Source organism: Nonomuraea sp. NPDC050643 (genome assembly GCF_040654715.1).
Lineage (GTDB): Bacteria > Actinomycetota > Actinomycetes > Streptosporangiales > Streptosporangiaceae > Nonomuraea.
Genome location: NZ_JBFAIM010000005.1, coordinates 309628 through 325512, shown reverse-complemented (window position 1 = coordinate 325512; position 15885 = coordinate 309628). Strand labels below are relative to the sequence as shown.

Below are 15885 nucleotides of genomic sequence, written 5' to 3'. Positions count from 1 at the left end.
TGCCTCCCCAAATTGATTGTTTCTGCTGTTTTTATATCAGCAAAGTGCAGCTCTGAACACCGGTGGCCCTGGCGTCCCAGGTTGTGCCACGCTTGCGTCTGACCTCATCCCTTGGGAGGCATTCGTGTCCCGCTACGACCGCTGGAACGCCATCCTCGAGCTGCTCGCCCAGGAGGGCAGGCTGTCTGTGGAGGAGGCCGCTCAGGCGCTCGACGTGTCCACCGCGACCATCCGGCGGGATTTCGATCAGCTCGCGCAGCAGCAGATGCTCATGCGCACGCGCGGCGGCGCGGTGGCCCAGAGCGTGAGCTACGACCTGCCGCTGCGCTACAAGACCGCCAGGCACGCCGACGAGAAACACCGCATCGCGGCCGCGGCGGCCGAGCTGGTGACGCCCGGCGCCGTGGTCGGCCTCAACGGCGGCACCACGACCTCCGAGCTCGCGCGCACCCTGGCCACGCTCTCCACGCTGGAGAGCGGTTTCACGATCGTGACGAACGCGCTCAACATCGCCGCCGAGCTCACCGTCCGCCAGCACGTCAAGATCGTGGTGACGGGCGGGGTGGCCAGGCAGCAGTCGTACGAGCTGATCGGGCCGCTGGCCAACGGCGTGCTGGAGCAGGTGACGCTGGACGTGGCCTTCCTCGGGGTCGACGCGCTCGACGTCGAGCTGGGCGCCTCGGCCCACAACGAGGGCGAGGCCGGCGTCAACCACCTGCTGATCAGCCGGGCCGCGCAGGTCGTGGTGGTGGCCGACTCATCGAAGGTGGGCAAGCGGGCCTTCTCCCGCATCTGCCCGCTCAACCAGATCGACACGCTCGTGACCGACGCCCAGCTCTCCGACGCGCTCGCGGGGCAGCTCACCGACGCGGGCGTCAAGGTCGTACGCGCCTGACGGGGACAGAGCGGGCGTTACAGGGCGAGGCTTGCGCGGGTAGGTATGGAACGCAGGTGACAATGCCGTCTCAGGGGGAGTTATGACGTCGGGAAGGGGCGCGGCCCGGCTCGGGCCCGCGGAGCGGGCCGAGGCGCTGGAGCGCATGGCCGAGCAGGAGCTCGACGTCGTCGTGGTCGGCGGGGGTGTGGTGGGTGCGGGCATCGCGCTCGACGCCGTGACCCGCGGGCTCGCCGTCGGCCTGGTCGAGGCCAGGGACTTCGCCTCGGGCACGTCCTCACGCTCGTCCAAACTGATCCACGGTGGCCTGCGCTACCTGGAGCAGCTCAACTTCGAGCTGGTACGCGAGGCGCTGCGCGAGCGGGCACTGCTGCTCCAGCGGATCGCGCCGCACCTGGTCAGGCCGGTGCCGTTCCTGTTCCCGCTGACCCACTACGGGTGGGAGCGGCCCTACGTCGGCGCGGGCGTGGCCCTCTACGACACGCTGGGCTTCGCGACCGGCGTCAACCGCGGGGTGCCCGGGCACCGGCACCTGTCCAGGGCCCGCGCGCTGCGGCTGGCCCCGGCGCTGAAGAAGACCGCGTTCACCGGCGCCGTCCAATACTGGGACGCCCAGGTCGACGACGCCCGCTACGTCATGACGATCCTGCGCACCGCGGCCACCTACGGCGCGCACATCGCGCCCAGGGCGCAGGTGGTGGGATTCCTGCGGGAGGGCGAGCGGGTCACCGGCGTGCGCGTGCGCGACCTGGAGAGCGGCGACGAGCTGGAAGTACGCGCCCGGCAGGTGGTCAACGCCACCGGGGTCTGGACCGACGACATCCAGGAGCTGGTCGGCGGGCGGGGCCAGATCCACGTACGCGCCTCCAAGGGCATCCATCTCGTGGTGCCGCGCGACCGGATCCAGTCCAGGACCGGGATCATCCTGCGCACCGAGAAGTCGGTGCTGTTCGTGATCCCCTGGGGCCGCCACTGGATCGTCGGCACCACCGACACGGAGTGGACGCTCGACAAGGGCCACCCGGCCGCCTCCCGCGTGGACATCGACTACCTGCTCGACCACGTCAACGCCGTGCTGTCGGTGCCCCTGACCCGCGACGACGTCGAAGGCGTGTACGCGGGGCTGCGGCCGCTGCTGTACGGCGAGTCCGAGGAGACCTCCAAGCTGTCCAGGGAGCACGTGGTGGCGCACCCCGTGCCGGGCCTGGTGATGATCGCCGGCGGAAAATACACGACCTACCGGGTCATGGCCGAGGACGCGGTCAACGCCGTGGCCCACGGGCTCGACCAGCGGGTGCCGCGCTCGTGCACTGACCGCGTCCCGCTGGTGGGGGCCGAGGGCTACCAGGCGCTGTGGAACTCCAGGCACCGCCTCGCGCAGAGCTCCGGGCTGCACGTGGCCAGGATCGAGCACCTGCTGCAGCGCTACGGCTCGCTCATCGACGAGGTGCTGGAGCTGATCGAGGGCGACCCGTCGCTGGGGCGGCCGTTGAGCGGGGCCGACGACTATCTGCGGGCCGAGGTCGTCTACGCCGCCACCCACGAGGGGGCGCGGCATCTCAACGACGTGCTGACCCGGCGTACGCGCATCTCCATCGAGACCTTCCACCGCGGGCTGGCCGTGGCGCAGGAGGCCGCTGAGCTGATGGCCGGACCGCTCGACTGGGACGGTGAGCAGGTCAAACGCGAGGTGGAATACTACACCAAGCGGGTCGAGGCCGAACGCCGCTCCCAGGAGCAGGACTCCGACCAGGAGGCCGACGCGATCAGGCTGGGCGCGCCCGAGATCGTCCCCGTCGTCGTGCCGGAGCACACGTGAGCGAACCGTCGAGGCGGGGTGCCGGCCGGGGGCTGAGGAGGGGGCGGCCCGCGGCGCTGCGGGGTCCGCGGACCGCCCATTCCAGGGTGGTTCTCAGGTCAACGACTCACGACGGGGGATAGCGCGTCGCGTCGTGCACGTCGAGCAGCGGCTCCTTGACGCCGTCACCCGAGTCGTCGGTCCAGTTGGAGTTGCCGGTCGAGATCAGCGCGGTGCGTACGGCCAGCGAGCCCGCCCTGGTCGTCGGCTTGTTGGTGCCGGAGGTGAGGATGCCCGCCGCGCCCGCCACGTGCGGGCTGGCCATCGAGGTGCCGCTGATCGTGCTGTAGGCGCCGCCCCGCCAGGTCGAGTAGATGCAGGTGCCCGGCGCCGTGATCTCCACGGTCGCGCCGAAGTTGGAGTAGAACGCCGAGGTGTCGTCCAGGTCGGTTTCGCTGCGGCACGAGAGCGTGCTGCCCCCGGTGCCGCCGGCCAAACCGTCGTTGTCGGTCAGCGCGGAGACGGTGACCACGTCCGGGTGGTTGGCGGGGAAGAACGAGGAGGTGTTCGCGTGGCTGTTGCCCGCCGCCACGACCACGACGATGCCGGCGTTGACCGCGTTCGTGATCGCGGTGCTGATCGCGCTGCTGGAGCAGCCGTTGCAGCCCAGGCTCAGGTTGATGACCTCGATGGTGGAGGCGCGGGCCACCACCCAGTTGATGCCGGCCGCGATGCCGGCCAGGGTGCCGGAGCCGGCCGCGTTGAGGACCTTGACGCCGTGGATGCGGGCGCCGGGCGCGACGCCCACCGGGCCGATCGTGTTGTCGATGGCGCCGACGGTGCCCGCGACGTGCGAGCCGTGGCCGTTGTCGTCGGTGCCGGAGTTGTTCACGCAGACTCCGGTCAGGCAGTTGGCGCGCGCGACCACGTTCAGGTCGGGGTGGGTCTGGTCCACGCCGGTGTCGACGACGGCGACGTCCACGTTGATGCGCACGTCGTCGGTGCTGTCGATGTCCAGGTTGGGGTTGCTGGGGCCGAAGATCCGTCGTACGCCGGTGGGGACGGTCTGGACGAACGCGTGCACCTCGGCGTCGGCCTCCACGGTGAGCACGTTCGGGTTCTGCCTGAGCTGTTCGGCGGCGCTTTCGCTCAGCCGGGCGGTGTAGCCCTTGAAGGCGTGCTCGTAGACGCCGATGAGCTCGCCACCGAGCTGGGCCACCTGGTCCTGGGCGGCGGAGCGGGGCGCCTTGCCGAGCGTGGGCTTGAGCTGGACGATGTACGTCCCGTCGGGGGCGGCGGCCTCCTGGGCCGCGGCGGGGAGCGGCGCCGATAACAGCGCCAGTGCGGTGACGAGCGATGCGAGCAGGGGGGTGCGTGATCGCATGGCGGCCTTTCCGGATAGAGGGACCGGGGCCGTTCGTGATCTGACACTTTCGGCCCGATCCGACATGACAGTGTTAGTAAAGCTTTCATCATTTGTCCGGATAAGTCCATAAAAAGGGTGCCGATTCGCTATGAATCGGCACCCTTTGCTTGCCTAACGGAAGGGGATCCACGCCTGTGAGGCGAGCGTGGCGGCGTCGTTGACCTGGAAGCCCTCGTAGGAGAGCGTCCAGACGGCGTCACCGATCATCATCGAGCGCTCGATGCCGGGCTCGTACGAGAACTCGCCTTCCTGCTTCTTCGTCGGATGCTTGATCATGCCGACCTTGCTCACGCCCGCGTCGTCGATCTTCAGCACGAGCGCGCCCGACTCGGTCCGCGAGGTCAGCGGGATCACCGACAGGCCGGTCTTGGGCCAGTACAGGAACGCGTGCGGATCCCACTCGGCCCCCGAGCCCGAGTCCTTCTGGAAGAGCTGCGACAGCCTGCGCGGCGCGGCCGGGTCGCTGACGTCGAACAGCGACACCTGCGTGCCCAGCGTCCTGCCCTTCTCGCTGGCCTCCTGGCCGATGCCGATCAGCCGCCCCTCGCCGCCCGGGTGCAGGTACGCCGAGTAGCCGGTGATCTTCAGCTCGCCCGTCACCTTCGGGGCCGCCGGGTCCCGCAGGTCGAGCGTGTAGAGCGGGTCCACCTGCTTGAACGTGACGCAGTAGCCGACCGCGCCGATGAAGCGCACCGAGTAGATGCGCTCGCCCTCGCCCAGCCCGCCGACCTCGCCCGTCTTGGCCAGGGTGTCGGCCTTGAGGACGTAGACGGCGCTCGAACTGTTCTTGCCGTCGGAGGAGGTGAGCGTGGTGGCGATGCGGAGGTGGCCGTCGTACTCCGACAGGGAGTACTGGTTCAGCAGCCGGCCGGGGACCTTGCCCGAGGCCACGTACGCGGGCGGGCCGGGCGAGGCGATGTCGAACCGGTGAACCTCCGTCTCCTCGGGCGGCACGGTGGGTGTCGGGGTGGGTGTCGGGGTGGGTGTCGGGGACGGGGACACCGGGGGCTCACCCGGGGTGGGGTCCTCGGCAGGGGCGACCGGGGTGTCCACGATGGGGGCCGGGAACCACCAGCGGGGGTTGCTGGCGACGTACAGGCTCTGGCCGGTGCCGTAGACGGTGTCGCCGTCGGCGGCCAGGCTGATCGGGTCGGTGCCCGCGGCCGTGACGCCCTGCGCCAGGTCGATGGTGTGCACGGTCAGCATCGAGGTGCCGCTGTAGTCGGCGGGGTGGCTGACCCGCTCGCACTTGACCGAGTCCTTCTTGACCGTCCCCGACGCGTCGGTGATCTCGATCTTGGGGAGCCAGGCGTCCACGGGGGCCTTCCGGACCGCGGCCTGGTTGGCCTTGCGCTGCTCGGCCTCGTTGAACTCGCCCGTGGGCTGGGGGAACTCGATCTCGGGCTGGCTGCGGGTGACGAGCCTGACCGTGGAGCCGATCATCCTGGCGTCCACGTACGAGCCCTGGGGCTTGATCGTGCTCAGGATCTTGGGCTTGCCCGACAGGTCGACCAGGACATAACGGGTGTCGCCCTGCGGGACGAACGAGCGCGCCTTGTACATGATGTCGCCGCCGCGCATCAGCACCAGCGCGCGGTCCCCCGAGATCAGCAGGTCGGCCGGCATGCGGGGGCCGTCCTTCTCGATGAGATCGAGCGAGGAGATGATCTTCCTGGTGGCGGTGTCGATGATCCGCAGGGTTCCGTCCGCGACCGTGAACACCCGGTTGCCGTCGGTCTTGACCAGGTCGGGCTCGTCCACGCCGGCCTCGTGCACGTTGGTCGTGGAGTGCTCGGGGGTCTGGGCCGCCCTGCCCTTGGCCTGGGGGACGTTCGCCGAGGCGTCCTCCATGTAGGCGATGGGCATGGCGTTGCCGAGGCCGTACGCGGAGACGTTCTCGGCGGCGCGCTCGCGCAGGCCGGCCAGCGCGTCCTCGCAGCTGGTGTAGGACACCAGGCGAATGGCGCCGAGACTCGTCTTCGGCGGCGGCTGGGGGTCCGGAGTCCCTCCCGTCGATGAGGTGCAGGCGGCTGTGACCGTCGCGAGTGCCGCGGCGGTCACGGCCGTGCGGATCAGCGTCTTCATGCCCTCATCACGGCTTTCCGGGCGAGATGGTTCAGGAGCCCCTGTTCGGGTTGATGGTGAAAACGGGGCTGAAATCGATGTCGTTCGGCACTTCCAGCATCTTGCGCAGCAGTCTGCCGCCGAAATCGATCACCTGGATGTCGTCGGTCGTGCTGCTGTTGTCCTGCTCCCAGCAGTAGAGGTGGGTCTCGTCGTAGAAGCCGAGCACCTTGTCGCAGTCGGACTCGAACTTCCGGACGCGCTCGCCCGTGGTGGTGTCCCAGATGCAGTGGTCGCTGTCGCCGCCGCCGGGGCAGTTGGTGACGAACGTCTTGCCGGAGGGCGAGAAGATGTCCTGCGTGCCGGCCGACAGCGTGCCGATGCGCTCCGCGGAGTGCGTGGCCTCGCCCTCGGCGTCGAAGAAGCGCAGGCCGCGGTTCTTCTCGTCGCCGTAGACGTTGACCGCGCCCGTGTCGTCGCCGTCGAAGCCGAAGGCCGTCTCGCGGATGGAGGTGTCGGCGACGTCGACCCTGGTGGCCCGCTCCGTGGCCCGGTCGACGATGACGAAGCCGAGGTAGGTCCAGTTGTCGCCGCTCTTCTTCTCGATGTTCAGCAGGATCCTCGAGCCGTCCTTCGACCAGCCCCTGATGCTGCTGATCAGCGGCTTCTTGACGGTCTTGATCGTGGAGCGGCTGCCGCTGTTCTGGCGGTCGGTGATGACGATGAAGTCGTAGTCGTCGGAGCTGTAGCTCCTGCCCCTGCTCGCCATGTAGCGGCCGTCGGGGGAGACCAGCGACTCCCAGTTGGCGGCGTATTTGGTGAACGTGCCGTTCAGGGAGCCTCGGGCGTAGTCGATCCAGTCGTCCCCCTTCTTGTTGTAGATCTCGTAGGAGGTCAGGACGATCGCGTCGGCCGGGTTCTCGTACAGGGAGATCGTGGCGCCGGGGAGCGAGGTCTTGGTTCCGGTGGGCGGCACGGTCGCCTGGGCCGTGGTCGGGGACTGGCTGGGCCGCTTGGTGTTCCTCGTCTCCCCCGGGGTCGGGGAGTTCGAAGGGCCGGCCAAGGACGCCTTGTCGATCTGGACGATCACGACCACCAGGGCGAGCAGCAGCAGCGCGACCGCGATCGTGATGCCGGCGATCAGCGGGCCCCTGCCGTTCCTGGCCGACGGGCGGGTGTAGGTGGCCGAGCTGTAGGGCTGCTGCTGCCAGTGGCCCTGAGGGTGAGGCTGGGGCGGGCCGGGGTGGCCGTGCTGAGCGGGGCCCATCGGGCCGCTGTGCGCGGTGGGGTGCGCGTAGGGGACGGGGCCCGAGGCCGGCCCGAACGGCGGCCCCGACGGCGGCCCCGACGGCGGGCCTGAGTGCGGGTGTGAGTGCGGCCCTGAAGGTGGTCCCGTGTGCGGGCCCGGTGAGCCCGTGGGAGGTGCGAAGGGTGGCATCGGGCCCGCCTCCGCGGCGGCCTGCGCGAGCATGCCGCCGGAGTTCGGCGCCGAGTGCTGCAGCAGCCGCATGATCACCTGCTCGGCCGTGGGCCGCTGCGCCGGGTCCTTGGCCAGGCACGCGACCACGACCTCGCGCAGCGGCCCCTCGGCGAGCGCGCCCAGGTCGGGCTGCTGGTTGAGCACCCTGTTGATCACCGCGGGCATCGTGTCGCTGCCGAACGGCGCCCGTCCCGAGGCGGCGAAGACCATCGCGCTGGCCCACGAGAACATGTCGGCGGCCGGCCCGACGGTGTGCCCCATGATCTGCTCGGGCGGCATGTACGAAGGAGTCCCCACGACCATGCTGCTGATCGTCGAGGTGGCGTTCAGCGCACGCGCGATGCCGAAGTCGATCACCCGGGGCCCGTCGGCGCCGATGATCACGTTGGCCGGCTTGAAGTCGCGGTGCACGATCCCGGCCTGGTGGATGGCGGCCAAGGCGGTGGCGGTGCCGATGGCCAGCCGGTGCAGCACGGATCCGGTGCGCGGCCCCTCTTCCTGCACCACCCGATGTAAGGAGGGCCCCTCGATGAACTCACTGACGATGTACGGCCGGTCCAGTTCGAGCCCCGTGCCGAGGACGGTGGCCGTGCAGAACGGCGCCACCTGCTGGGCCACCTGGACCTCGCGCAGGAACCGCTCCACGCTCACCTGGTCACCCGACAGGTCGGGCCGCAGCCACTTGACGGCCACCTGGGCGCCGGCGGAGTCTTTGGCGAGGTAGACGACGCCCTGACCGCCCTCGCCGAGCCGGCCGAGGAGATCCAGGCCTCCCAGCCGTTGGGGATCGCCGGGTCGTAGCGGAGCGAACGATGCCATGTAGGGATTCTGGCCCTTTGCCGCGCTTCCGCAAAAACTACCGGCCGGTAGCCGGGCGGAATATCCTTCTGCCATGCACGTGACGTCCAGTGGTAGGACACGGCACATCATCGCCCCCTTTACCGGCGAAACCCTCGCTGAGCTGCCCATTTCGGATGCCGACGACGTACGGACGGCATACGAGAAGGCCCGGGCCGCCCAGCTCGACTGGGCGGGCAGATCCGCCGCGGCGCGCGCCAGGCCGTTCGTGTCGCTGCACGACGCGATCCTCGACCGCCGCGACGAGATCCTCGACATCGTCCAGAACGAGACCGGCAAGGCCCGCAAGCACGCCTTCGAGGAGGTGCTCGACGTCGCCGGCTGCAGTCTCTACTACGCCCGCCGCGCCGCCCGCCTGCTCGCCCCGCGCGCCCGCAAGGGCATCTTCCCCGGCGCCACCCGCGTGACCGAACTGCGCCAGCCCAAGGGCGTGGTCGCGCTGATCTCCCCGTGGAACTATCCGCTCTCGCTCGGCGTCACCGACGCGGTCCCCGCGCTGCTGGCCGGGAACGCGATCGTGCACAAGCCGGACACGCAGACCGCCATGTCCACGCTGTGGACGATCGACCTGCTCGCCGAGCTGGGCATGCCGCGCGAGATCTGGCAGGTCGTGCTGGGCGAGCCGGCCGACATCGGCGACGCGCTGCTGGACCACGCCGACTACGTGGCGTTCACCGGGTCCACGCGGGGCGGCAGGAAGATCGCCGAGGAGGCGGCCAAGCGGCTCATCGGCTGCTCGCTCGAACTCGGCGGCAAGAACCCGATGGTGGTGCTCGACGACGCCGATCTCGACGTGGCCGTACAGGGGGCGCTGCGCGCCTGCTTCACCAACGCCGGCCAGCTCTGCCTGTCGATCGAGCGTCTCTACGTGCACGCGTCCGTGTTCGACGCCTTCGCCGAGCGCTTCGTCAGGCAGGTCAGGGCGCTCAAGCTGGGCGCGGGACACGACTGGTCGGTGGAGATGGGCTCGCTCACCTCGCAGCGCCAGCTCGACGCGGTCAGCGCCCACGTGGACGACGCCGTGGCCAAGGGCGCCACGCTGCTGACCGGCGGCAAGGCCAGGCCCGACCTCGGCCCGCTGTTCTACGAGCCCACCGTGCTCACCGGCGTCGGCGAGGACATGGAGCTGTGCCGCAACGAGACGTTCGGTCCCGTGGTGGCGCTCTATCCGTTCTCCTCCGACGAGGAGGTCGCCGAGCTGGCCAACGACACCATCTACGGCCTCAACGCCTCCATCTGGACCGCCAGCCTGCCACGCGCCCGCCGGCTGGCCGCCCGGGTCAAGGCCGGCACGGTCAACATCAACGAGGGGTACGCCTCCGCCTACGCCTCGTACGACGCCCCCATGGGCGGCATGAAGGCGTCCGGGCTCGGCCGCAGGCACGGCGCCGAGGGGCTGCTGCGCTACACCGAGGCCAAGACCGTGGCCTCGCAGGCGGGCTGGCTGGGGTTCGAGCCGCCGAACGGGCTGCCGTACGAGAAGTGGGCCGGGGCGCTGGCCACCACGCTGAAGGCGATGCGGCGGCTCAGGCTGAAGTGAGCCGCCGCGGTATACGCTGTATACGTGAGTGATCAGGGCACGGCCGGGCGCATTGTGGACGTCGCGCGGCGCATCCTCGTGGAGGAGGGCGCCGGCGCCGTCAGCATGCGGCGTGTCGGTGACGCCGTGGGCATCACGGCCATGGCCATCTACCGGCACTTCCCGAACCGGGAGGCGCTGCTGCGGGCCGTCGCGGACCGCTGCGCGCGTGAGCTGGAGGAGTCGTGGACCCGGCGCTTGCCCGGCGGCGGGCTGGCGGAGCGGGTGTCGGTGGCGCTCGACCACTTCCTCGACTTCGCGCTGGGGAGCCCGCACCTCTACCGGTTCCTGATCTCCGACGCCTGGGCGGGGGCGCGGCGCTTTCCCGAGGACTTCCGTGACGGGCAGGGACCGCCGTTCAGCGTCGTGTCGGCGCTGGTCGAGGAGGGCATGAGGGCCGGGCTGCTGAAGCAGGACGATCCGCTGGAGACCGCGCTGGTCGTCACGTCCTGCGCGCAGGGGCTGGTGCAGCAGTACCTGAGCGGGCGGATCGGGATGGACGAGCCGGCCTTCCGCGCGCTGTGCCACCGCTCCACGTGGCGGGTCCTCGCCGGGATCGGGGCCTGACGCCGGGCGCTCGGCCCGTGGCGAACGGGGAGGTGCTCGCCGTGGATGCCTGGCACAGTGGGCGGGGTGAGCTGGAACCTGCGGGCCCTCGACGTGCTGGCGGCGGGGGAGCCCACCCCGCTGATCGATCTCCCGGTGCGGATGCCCGGCATCAGGCTGCTGCTGAAGGACGAGTCCGCGCAGCCGACCGGGAGCCTGCGGCACCGGCACGCCAGGGCCCTGTTCCGCCAGGGCGTCCTCGACGGGCTGATCGGTGAGGGAACGACGGTGGTCGAGGCGACGGGCGGAAACGCGGCCGTGGCCCAGGCCTGGCACGCCCAACGGCTCGGGTTGCCCTACATCGTGGTCATGCCCGGCGAGCGCGGCGAGCAGCGGGCCCGGCCGGTGGAGGCGCTGGGCGGGGAGTGCCGGTTCGTGACCCCGCCACTGGCCATCTACGACGCGGCGCGCGAGATCGAGGGTCACTTCCTCGACCAGTTCGGGCGGGCGGCCGAGCACGACCTGGCGGAGGAGCTGTTCGGCCAGGTGCGCCCCGACTGGGTGGTGACGGGCGCGGGCACGGGCGCGACCTCGGCCACGCTCGGCCGGTGGATCCGGGAGCGGGGAGCGGGCTGCCGGGTGGCGGTGGCCGACCCCGAGAACTCGGCCTACTTCCCGGGCTGGACCCTCGACACGCCCGACTACGCCACCGGGATGCCGTCGCGGATCGAGGGCATCGGGCGTCCGCGCGTCGAGCCGGGGTTCCGTCCCGACCTTGTCGATCGGGTGGTCCCGGTGCCCGACGCGGCCAGTGTGGCGGCGGCCCGGCACCTGCGGGAGGTCACCGGGCTGGTCGTGGGCGGCTCGTCGGGCACGGCGCTCTGGGCGGCGCTGGAGCTGGTCGAGCGCATGCGGGCCAAGGGGGAGACCGGCACGGTGGTGTCCCTGATCGGCGACGCGGCCGACCGGCACCTGGCGACCTACCACGACGTCGGCTGGGCCGCCGAGCGCAGGCTGGACCCCACGCCGTTCACGGACCGGTTGCGGCGGGTGTTCAGCACGGTGAGCGGCTGACCCGGGCACCCGGGCGGGCCGTTCAGGTCAGTGGGTGGCTGACCCAGACGTTCGGTTCCACGTAGACGGCGTGGTCCTGGTCGACGTCGCAGTGCACCGGGGTGAGCGCCCCCGGCACCTCGACCGCGCCCGTACGGTCGAACGGCAGGTCCGTCCACTTGCGCCACTCGTCCAGCGTGCCCGCGACCACCATGGACCGCGGCGCCACCTTGACGATCTTCCCGCCCGCCCGCACGTGCACCCGCAGCCAGGCGTCGTGGGGCAGGCCGTCGGGGCGGGTCCTGGAGGCGTACTCGGTCATGGGGGTGCGCGGTTCGAGATGCTTGCGGTTGGGGCGGACGGGTGCGACGAGCTCGGTGTGGCCGAGGCGGGCGGCGCGCTCGCGCATCGCCGCCAGCATCACGGAGGACAGGCCCCTGCCCTGCAGGTCACTTCGCACGCTGATCTCCAGGGCGGAGATGCCGTCGGCCGGCAGCCCCCGCGTACGCGCCAGCCAGCCGGACCTGATCACCCCGTCCCACCCGTCCTCGGGCAGTTCGCCCCCTTCGGCCAGGTACGGGATCATGCACCCCCGCGCCACCAGCCGGCCGGGCTCGGCGTCGTCGTCGGCCACGAGCACGTATCCGGCGTAGGTCGTCGTGGCGATCGCGTAGAACAGGTCCGCGATCGGATCGTTCAGCACGAACTCCGGCCACGTGTGGTCCATGTCCCACAGCGACGACGCGAACTCGGGACGCTCCTCGAGCGTGGTGATCTTGAGGGCCATGGAGAGCATCCTCGCATCAGGATCGTCCACAGAAGGTGCTATTTATCAGCACTTAAAGGCATTCTCGCGGTGCGCTAGCGTCGGCGGCATGACAGAACTTGACGCCAGGCTGCGAGCCATCACCGACCTGATCGTGGCCGAGGCGCGCGAGGGCGGAGGCAGGCACGAGTACGACGGCCGGATCCAGGACCTGTCGCCCGAGGGCGTACGGGCCGGGCTGGCGCGGCTCGGCGAGGGGGCCGCGCCCGACGACGCACACGACGCCAGGCACCTCCAGGTGTTCGAGGAGAGTCTGCGCAACCAGTTCGGCGACCTCGAACTGCACCGCAAGAACCCGCTGATCCACCTGTCCAACCTCGACCTGGCCTGCTACGACCGCGACTACGCCCCGGAGCAGGAGCGCGCCGCGGCCAAGGCGGCCCACCTCGCGCTCTGGCCCGAGGCCGTGGACCAGGCGCTCGCCGCGCTCGACCAGGTGCCGGCCCCCGTCGCGAAGTCCCTGCTCGGCGCGGTCAAGGGGCTGTCCGCGGGGGTCACGGACGAGGCCGCGCTCCAGGCGCACGGACGGCTCGTCGCCCACCTCGAGCGGGCCGCGGAAGAGGGCGCCCCCGACGCGGCGCTCGGCGGCGAGGCGCTGGCCGGGCTGATGGGCACGGCCGAGGGGCTGCCCGTCGATCTCGGGCGGCTGGCGGAGCGGGCCGACGCCGAGCGCGACCGGCTGATGGCGCTGCTCGCCGAGTCCTGCGCCAAACTGGGGGAGAAGGGCAGGGCCCCGCTCGACGTCGTACGCGAGCTGGTCAAGGACCACCCCGACGCCGACGGCGTGATCGAGGCGGCCAGGCTCGGCACCGAGAAGGCCATCGCGTTCACCCGCGAGAAGGACCTCGTGCCCTACCACGACGGGGAGTGCCTGGTCGGGATGGCGCCCGAGTCGCGCCGCTGGGCCATGGCCATGATGGCGTGGAACTCGCCCGGCGAGCCCGAGGGCCCGTCGTGGTACTACATCACGCCGCCCGATCCCACCTGGCCGGAGCAGGACCAGGAGGAGTGGCTGGAGGTCTTCAGCCGGACGACGCTGCCGGCCATCAACGTGCACGAGGTCGCCCCCGGCCACTTCTCGCACGCCAGGGCCCTGCGCCGGGCGCCGTCGGAGGTGCGCAGGCTGCTGCAGTCGATGGCGTTCGTCGAGGGCTGGGCGCACTACGCCGAGGAGTTGTGCGTCGAGGAGGGCTTCGAGTCCGGCGACCCGCGTTTCGAGATCGGCGTCTGGGTGGAGGCGCTCATCCGCGTCACCCGGCTGGCCTGCGCGATCGGAGTGCACACCGGTCAGATGACGGTCGAGGAGGGCGCCGCGCGATTCGCCGCCGACACGCACCTGGCGGGCCCGGCGGCGCTGTCGGAGGCCCGGCGGGCCACGTTCGACCCGACGTACGGGCGCTACACCTGGGGCAAGCTGCTCATCCTCGACCTGCGCGAGCGGGCTCGCAAGGAGTGGGGCGCGGGGTTCACCCTGCAGCGCTTCCACAAGGCGCTGCTCGACCTGGGCTCGCCGCCCCTGGGACTGATCGGCGCCATCCTGTAGCGTCGGGGCCGGTCGGGTAAGGCATTCGCCAGTTCGCCAGTTCGCCATGGAGGTCGGTCCGTGCGGGAGCTCTCCGGCAAGGTCGCGGTGGTGACGGGTGCGGCCAGCGGTATCGGGCGCGCGATGGCCGTCAGGTTCGCCGGCGAAGGCATGACGCTGATGCTCGCCGACGTGGACCACGGCGGGCTGGCGGAGACGGCCGCGCTGGCCGGGGACGGCAAGGTGCTCACCCAGATCACCGACGTCTCCGACGCGGCGGCCGTGCGTCACCTGGCCAACCGCTGCTTCGGGGAGTTCGGCGCCGTACACGTGCTCTGCAACAACGCCGGCGTCTTCCAGGGCGGCCACATGTGGACCCGCGGCGAGGAGGACTTCGCCTGGCTGCTCGGCGTGAACCTGTGGGGCGTGCTGCACGGCATCCACGAGTTCGTGCCGCGCATGATCGAGCAGGACACCGAGGGGCACATCGTCAACACGGTGTCCGTGGCCGGGCTGTTCGCCTCGCAGGGCACGGGCGGGTACGCGCTCACCAAATACGCCGCCCTGGCCGCCTCCCAGTCGCTCGCCCAAGACCTGGTCGCCACCGGGTCCAAGCTCCGCGTGACCGCGCTGTGCCCCGGCGCGGTCAGGACCCGCATCGGCGACTCCGAGCGCGTACGCCCGCCCGGCCACGCCGACACCCCCACGCCGGACGAGCTGGACCGGCGAGAGTCGATCAGCCGGGCGGCCCAGGACGGCATGGACCCGTCAGAGGTCGCCGGCCTGGTCGTGACGGCCATCCAGGAGGAGCGGTTCCTGCTGCTCACCGACCCCGGATACGCCGCCCGCCTGCGCCTGCAGACCGAGACCCTGCTCACCGGCCACCTGCCCGGTCACCGGTGACGGTCGTGGGCCAGCATGCGCACCACCGTGCCGTCGAGCGGCTTGACCAGCAGCCGGACCGAGTCGCCCGGCAGCACGTCCTGATAGAGGTCCTGCTCGACCACGAACGCCGTGGCCTTGTGCGAGCTGCCGTCGTGCAGCGCGATGTAGAAGTGGCCGGGTTCGTCGTCCACCCAGCGCTTGACGACGTGCCCGGTGACCTCCTGCCGCCCCGGGCGCCGTGGCTGGGAGCCGGCGGGCTCGATCTCCCCGCCCTGCCAGCCGCTGCCCGTGAAGATCCACTCCTGCCGCGGGTTCACCGGTCCGGTCCGGGCGATCTCCTTGCCGCGCGCCGTGAGCAGGAACCCCCGCCCGCCCATGAGCAGGGAGATCCCCGCGACGAACGACACCATCGTCGCGATCATCCCGGGCCACGACAGGCCGGCCGCCGCCACGGTGGCGTACCAGGGCACGAGGAGCCCCGTCGCGAGCAGCAGGGGCACGAGCACGGTCGGCCAGCGCCGCCGGGCCAGGCCGAGGTCGATGGCGCGCTGCCGGACGAGCGGGAGGAACCCGCCGTCCAGATCGGCGCTCTCGGGCATCAGGACGATCTCCGGCGTCTCCGGGGCTCCCGTCAGGCGCGTGCGCACCCGTTCCAGCACCCACCGCTCGTACGGCAGCGGCGGCTCCTCCCGGGCCTGCCCCAGCGACAGGCGGTCGCCCTCGATCGTCACCCAGCCGCGTCCCGCCAGCTCGAACAGCGCCGAATGGAACACGTCCTGCGCCCGCATGCCGCGTAAGAGCTCGGCCACGGGGGCGGGCACCGGGGCGTCAGGCGCCGCCACGGCTCGGTCGCGGCTGGACGCCCTGAAGGCGGCGGCCAGTGTGGCGAGCCACAGAGTCCACGCCGTCACCGGCCAGACAAGATCCATTGTTCTGTGTTAGCACGTGTGCCC

The 15885-nt window shown here is 71.1% G+C and carries 12 protein-coding genes; 7 read left to right on the top strand and 5 right to left on the bottom strand.

What is annotated here, in order from left to right:
* Positions 1-124 precede the first annotated feature (124 nt).
* Positions 125-895: a DeoR/GlpR family DNA-binding transcription regulator gene (locus AB0I15_RS09270; protein WP_358092155.1), complete on the top strand. Its 771-nt coding sequence runs from the start codon at positions 125-127 to the stop codon at positions 893-895.
* A gap of 82 nt (positions 896-977) precedes the next feature.
* Positions 978-2714, top strand: coding sequence for a glycerol-3-phosphate dehydrogenase/oxidase (locus tag AB0I15_RS09265; protein ID WP_358092153.1), 1737 nt, complete (start codon positions 978-980; stop codon positions 2712-2714).
* Between the two features lie 106 nt (positions 2715-2820).
* Here the strand turns inward: AB0I15_RS09265 and AB0I15_RS09260 are convergent, their stop codons facing one another.
* The 3 genes from AB0I15_RS09260 to AB0I15_RS09250 form a co-directional block, all read right to left on the bottom strand.
* Positions 2821-4077: a S8 family serine peptidase gene (locus tag AB0I15_RS09260; RefSeq protein WP_358092151.1), complete on the bottom strand. Its 1257-nt coding sequence runs from the start codon at positions 4075-4077 to the stop codon at positions 2821-2823.
* Positions 4078-4230: 153 nt separating this feature from the next.
* Entirely contained in the window at positions 4231-6204 is a 1974-nt protein-coding gene (locus tag AB0I15_RS09255) for a beta-propeller domain-containing protein (protein ID WP_358092149.1), read from the bottom strand.
* 31 nt (positions 6205-6235) lie between these two features.
* Positions 6236-8482: a WD40 repeat domain-containing serine/threonine protein kinase gene (locus tag AB0I15_RS09250; protein WP_358092147.1), complete on the bottom strand. Its 2247-nt coding sequence runs from the start codon at positions 8480-8482 to the stop codon at positions 6236-6238.
* Between the two features lie 73 nt (positions 8483-8555).
* On the opposite strand from AB0I15_RS09250, the gene AB0I15_RS09245 reads away from it, so the two are divergent.
* The 3 genes from AB0I15_RS09245 to AB0I15_RS09235 are packed head-to-tail and all read left to right on the top strand — an operon-like array spanning position 8556 to position 11720.
* Positions 8556-10061 (top strand): succinic semialdehyde dehydrogenase, encoded by a 1506-nt coding sequence (locus AB0I15_RS09245; protein WP_358092145.1) that lies wholly within the window; start codon positions 8556-8558, stop codon positions 10059-10061.
* Positions 10062-10085: 24 nt separating this feature from the next.
* Positions 10086-10667 carry a TetR/AcrR family transcriptional regulator gene (locus tag AB0I15_RS09240; RefSeq protein ID WP_358092143.1) on the top strand — a complete coding sequence of 194 codons (582 nt, stop codon included), beginning with the start codon at positions 10086-10088 and terminating at the stop codon, positions 10665-10667.
* A gap of 45 nt (positions 10668-10712) precedes the next feature.
* Positions 10713-11720, top strand: a complete 1008-nt coding sequence (locus AB0I15_RS09235) for a pyridoxal-phosphate dependent enzyme (RefSeq protein ID WP_358092141.1) — start codon at positions 10713-10715, stop codon at positions 11718-11720.
* 22 nt (positions 11721-11742) lie between these two features.
* Here AB0I15_RS09235 and AB0I15_RS09230 read toward each other — a convergent pair whose 3' ends face one another.
* Entirely contained in the window at positions 11743-12486 is a 744-nt protein-coding gene (locus AB0I15_RS09230; protein WP_358092139.1) for an N-acetyltransferase, read from the bottom strand.
* An 88-nt stretch (positions 12487-12574) separates the two neighbouring features.
* Here AB0I15_RS09230 and AB0I15_RS09225 point away from each other — a divergent pair, with 88 nt between their 5' ends.
* Both AB0I15_RS09225 and AB0I15_RS09220 read left to right on the top strand, forming a co-directional pair.
* A complete protein-coding gene (locus AB0I15_RS09225) occupies positions 12575-14068 on the top strand; it encodes a DUF885 family protein (protein WP_358092137.1) in 1494 nt (497 codons plus the stop codon).
* A gap of 60 nt (positions 14069-14128) precedes the next feature.
* A complete protein-coding gene (locus AB0I15_RS09220; RefSeq protein WP_358092135.1) occupies positions 14129-14950 on the top strand; it encodes an SDR family NAD(P)-dependent oxidoreductase in 822 nt (273 codons plus the stop codon).
* Here AB0I15_RS09220 and AB0I15_RS09215 read toward each other — a convergent pair.
* On the bottom strand, positions 14941-15861 hold the full coding sequence (locus AB0I15_RS09215; protein WP_358092133.1) for a hypothetical protein: 921 nt from the start codon (positions 15859-15861) through the stop codon (positions 14941-14943). The genes AB0I15_RS09220 and AB0I15_RS09215 overlap by 10 nt on opposite strands.
* Positions 15862-15885: the final 24 nt, after the last annotated feature.

Bases quoted from the DNA above. Each gene is read 5' to 3' on its own strand.
- AB0I15_RS09265 (WP_358092153.1), top strand. From the start codon at position 978: ATGACGTCGGGAAGGGGCGCGGCCCGGCTCGGGCCCGCGGAGCGGGCC.
- AB0I15_RS09260 (WP_358092151.1), bottom strand. From the start codon at position 4,077: ATGCGATCACGCACCCCCCTGCTCGCATCGCTCGTCACCGCACTGGCG.
- AB0I15_RS09255 (WP_358092149.1), bottom strand. From the start codon at position 6,204: ATGAAGACGCTGATCCGCACGGCCGTGACCGCCGCGGCACTCGCGACG.
- AB0I15_RS09250 (WP_358092147.1), bottom strand. From the start codon at position 8,482: ATGGCATCGTTCGCTCCGCTACGACCCGGCGATCCCCAACGGCTGGGA.
- AB0I15_RS09245 (WP_358092145.1), top strand. From the start codon at position 8,556: ATGCACGTGACGTCCAGTGGTAGGACACGGCACATCATCGCCCCCTTT.
- AB0I15_RS09235 (WP_358092141.1), top strand. From the start codon at position 10,713: ATGCCTGGCACAGTGGGCGGGGTGAGCTGGAACCTGCGGGCCCTCGAC.
- AB0I15_RS09230 (WP_358092139.1), bottom strand. From the start codon at position 12,486: ATGGCCCTCAAGATCACCACGCTCGAGGAGCGTCCCGAGTTCGCGTCG.
- AB0I15_RS09225 (WP_358092137.1), top strand. From the start codon at position 12,575: ATGACAGAACTTGACGCCAGGCTGCGAGCCATCACCGACCTGATCGTG.
- AB0I15_RS09215 (WP_358092133.1), bottom strand. From the start codon at position 15,861: ATGGATCTTGTCTGGCCGGTGACGGCGTGGACTCTGTGGCTCGCCACA.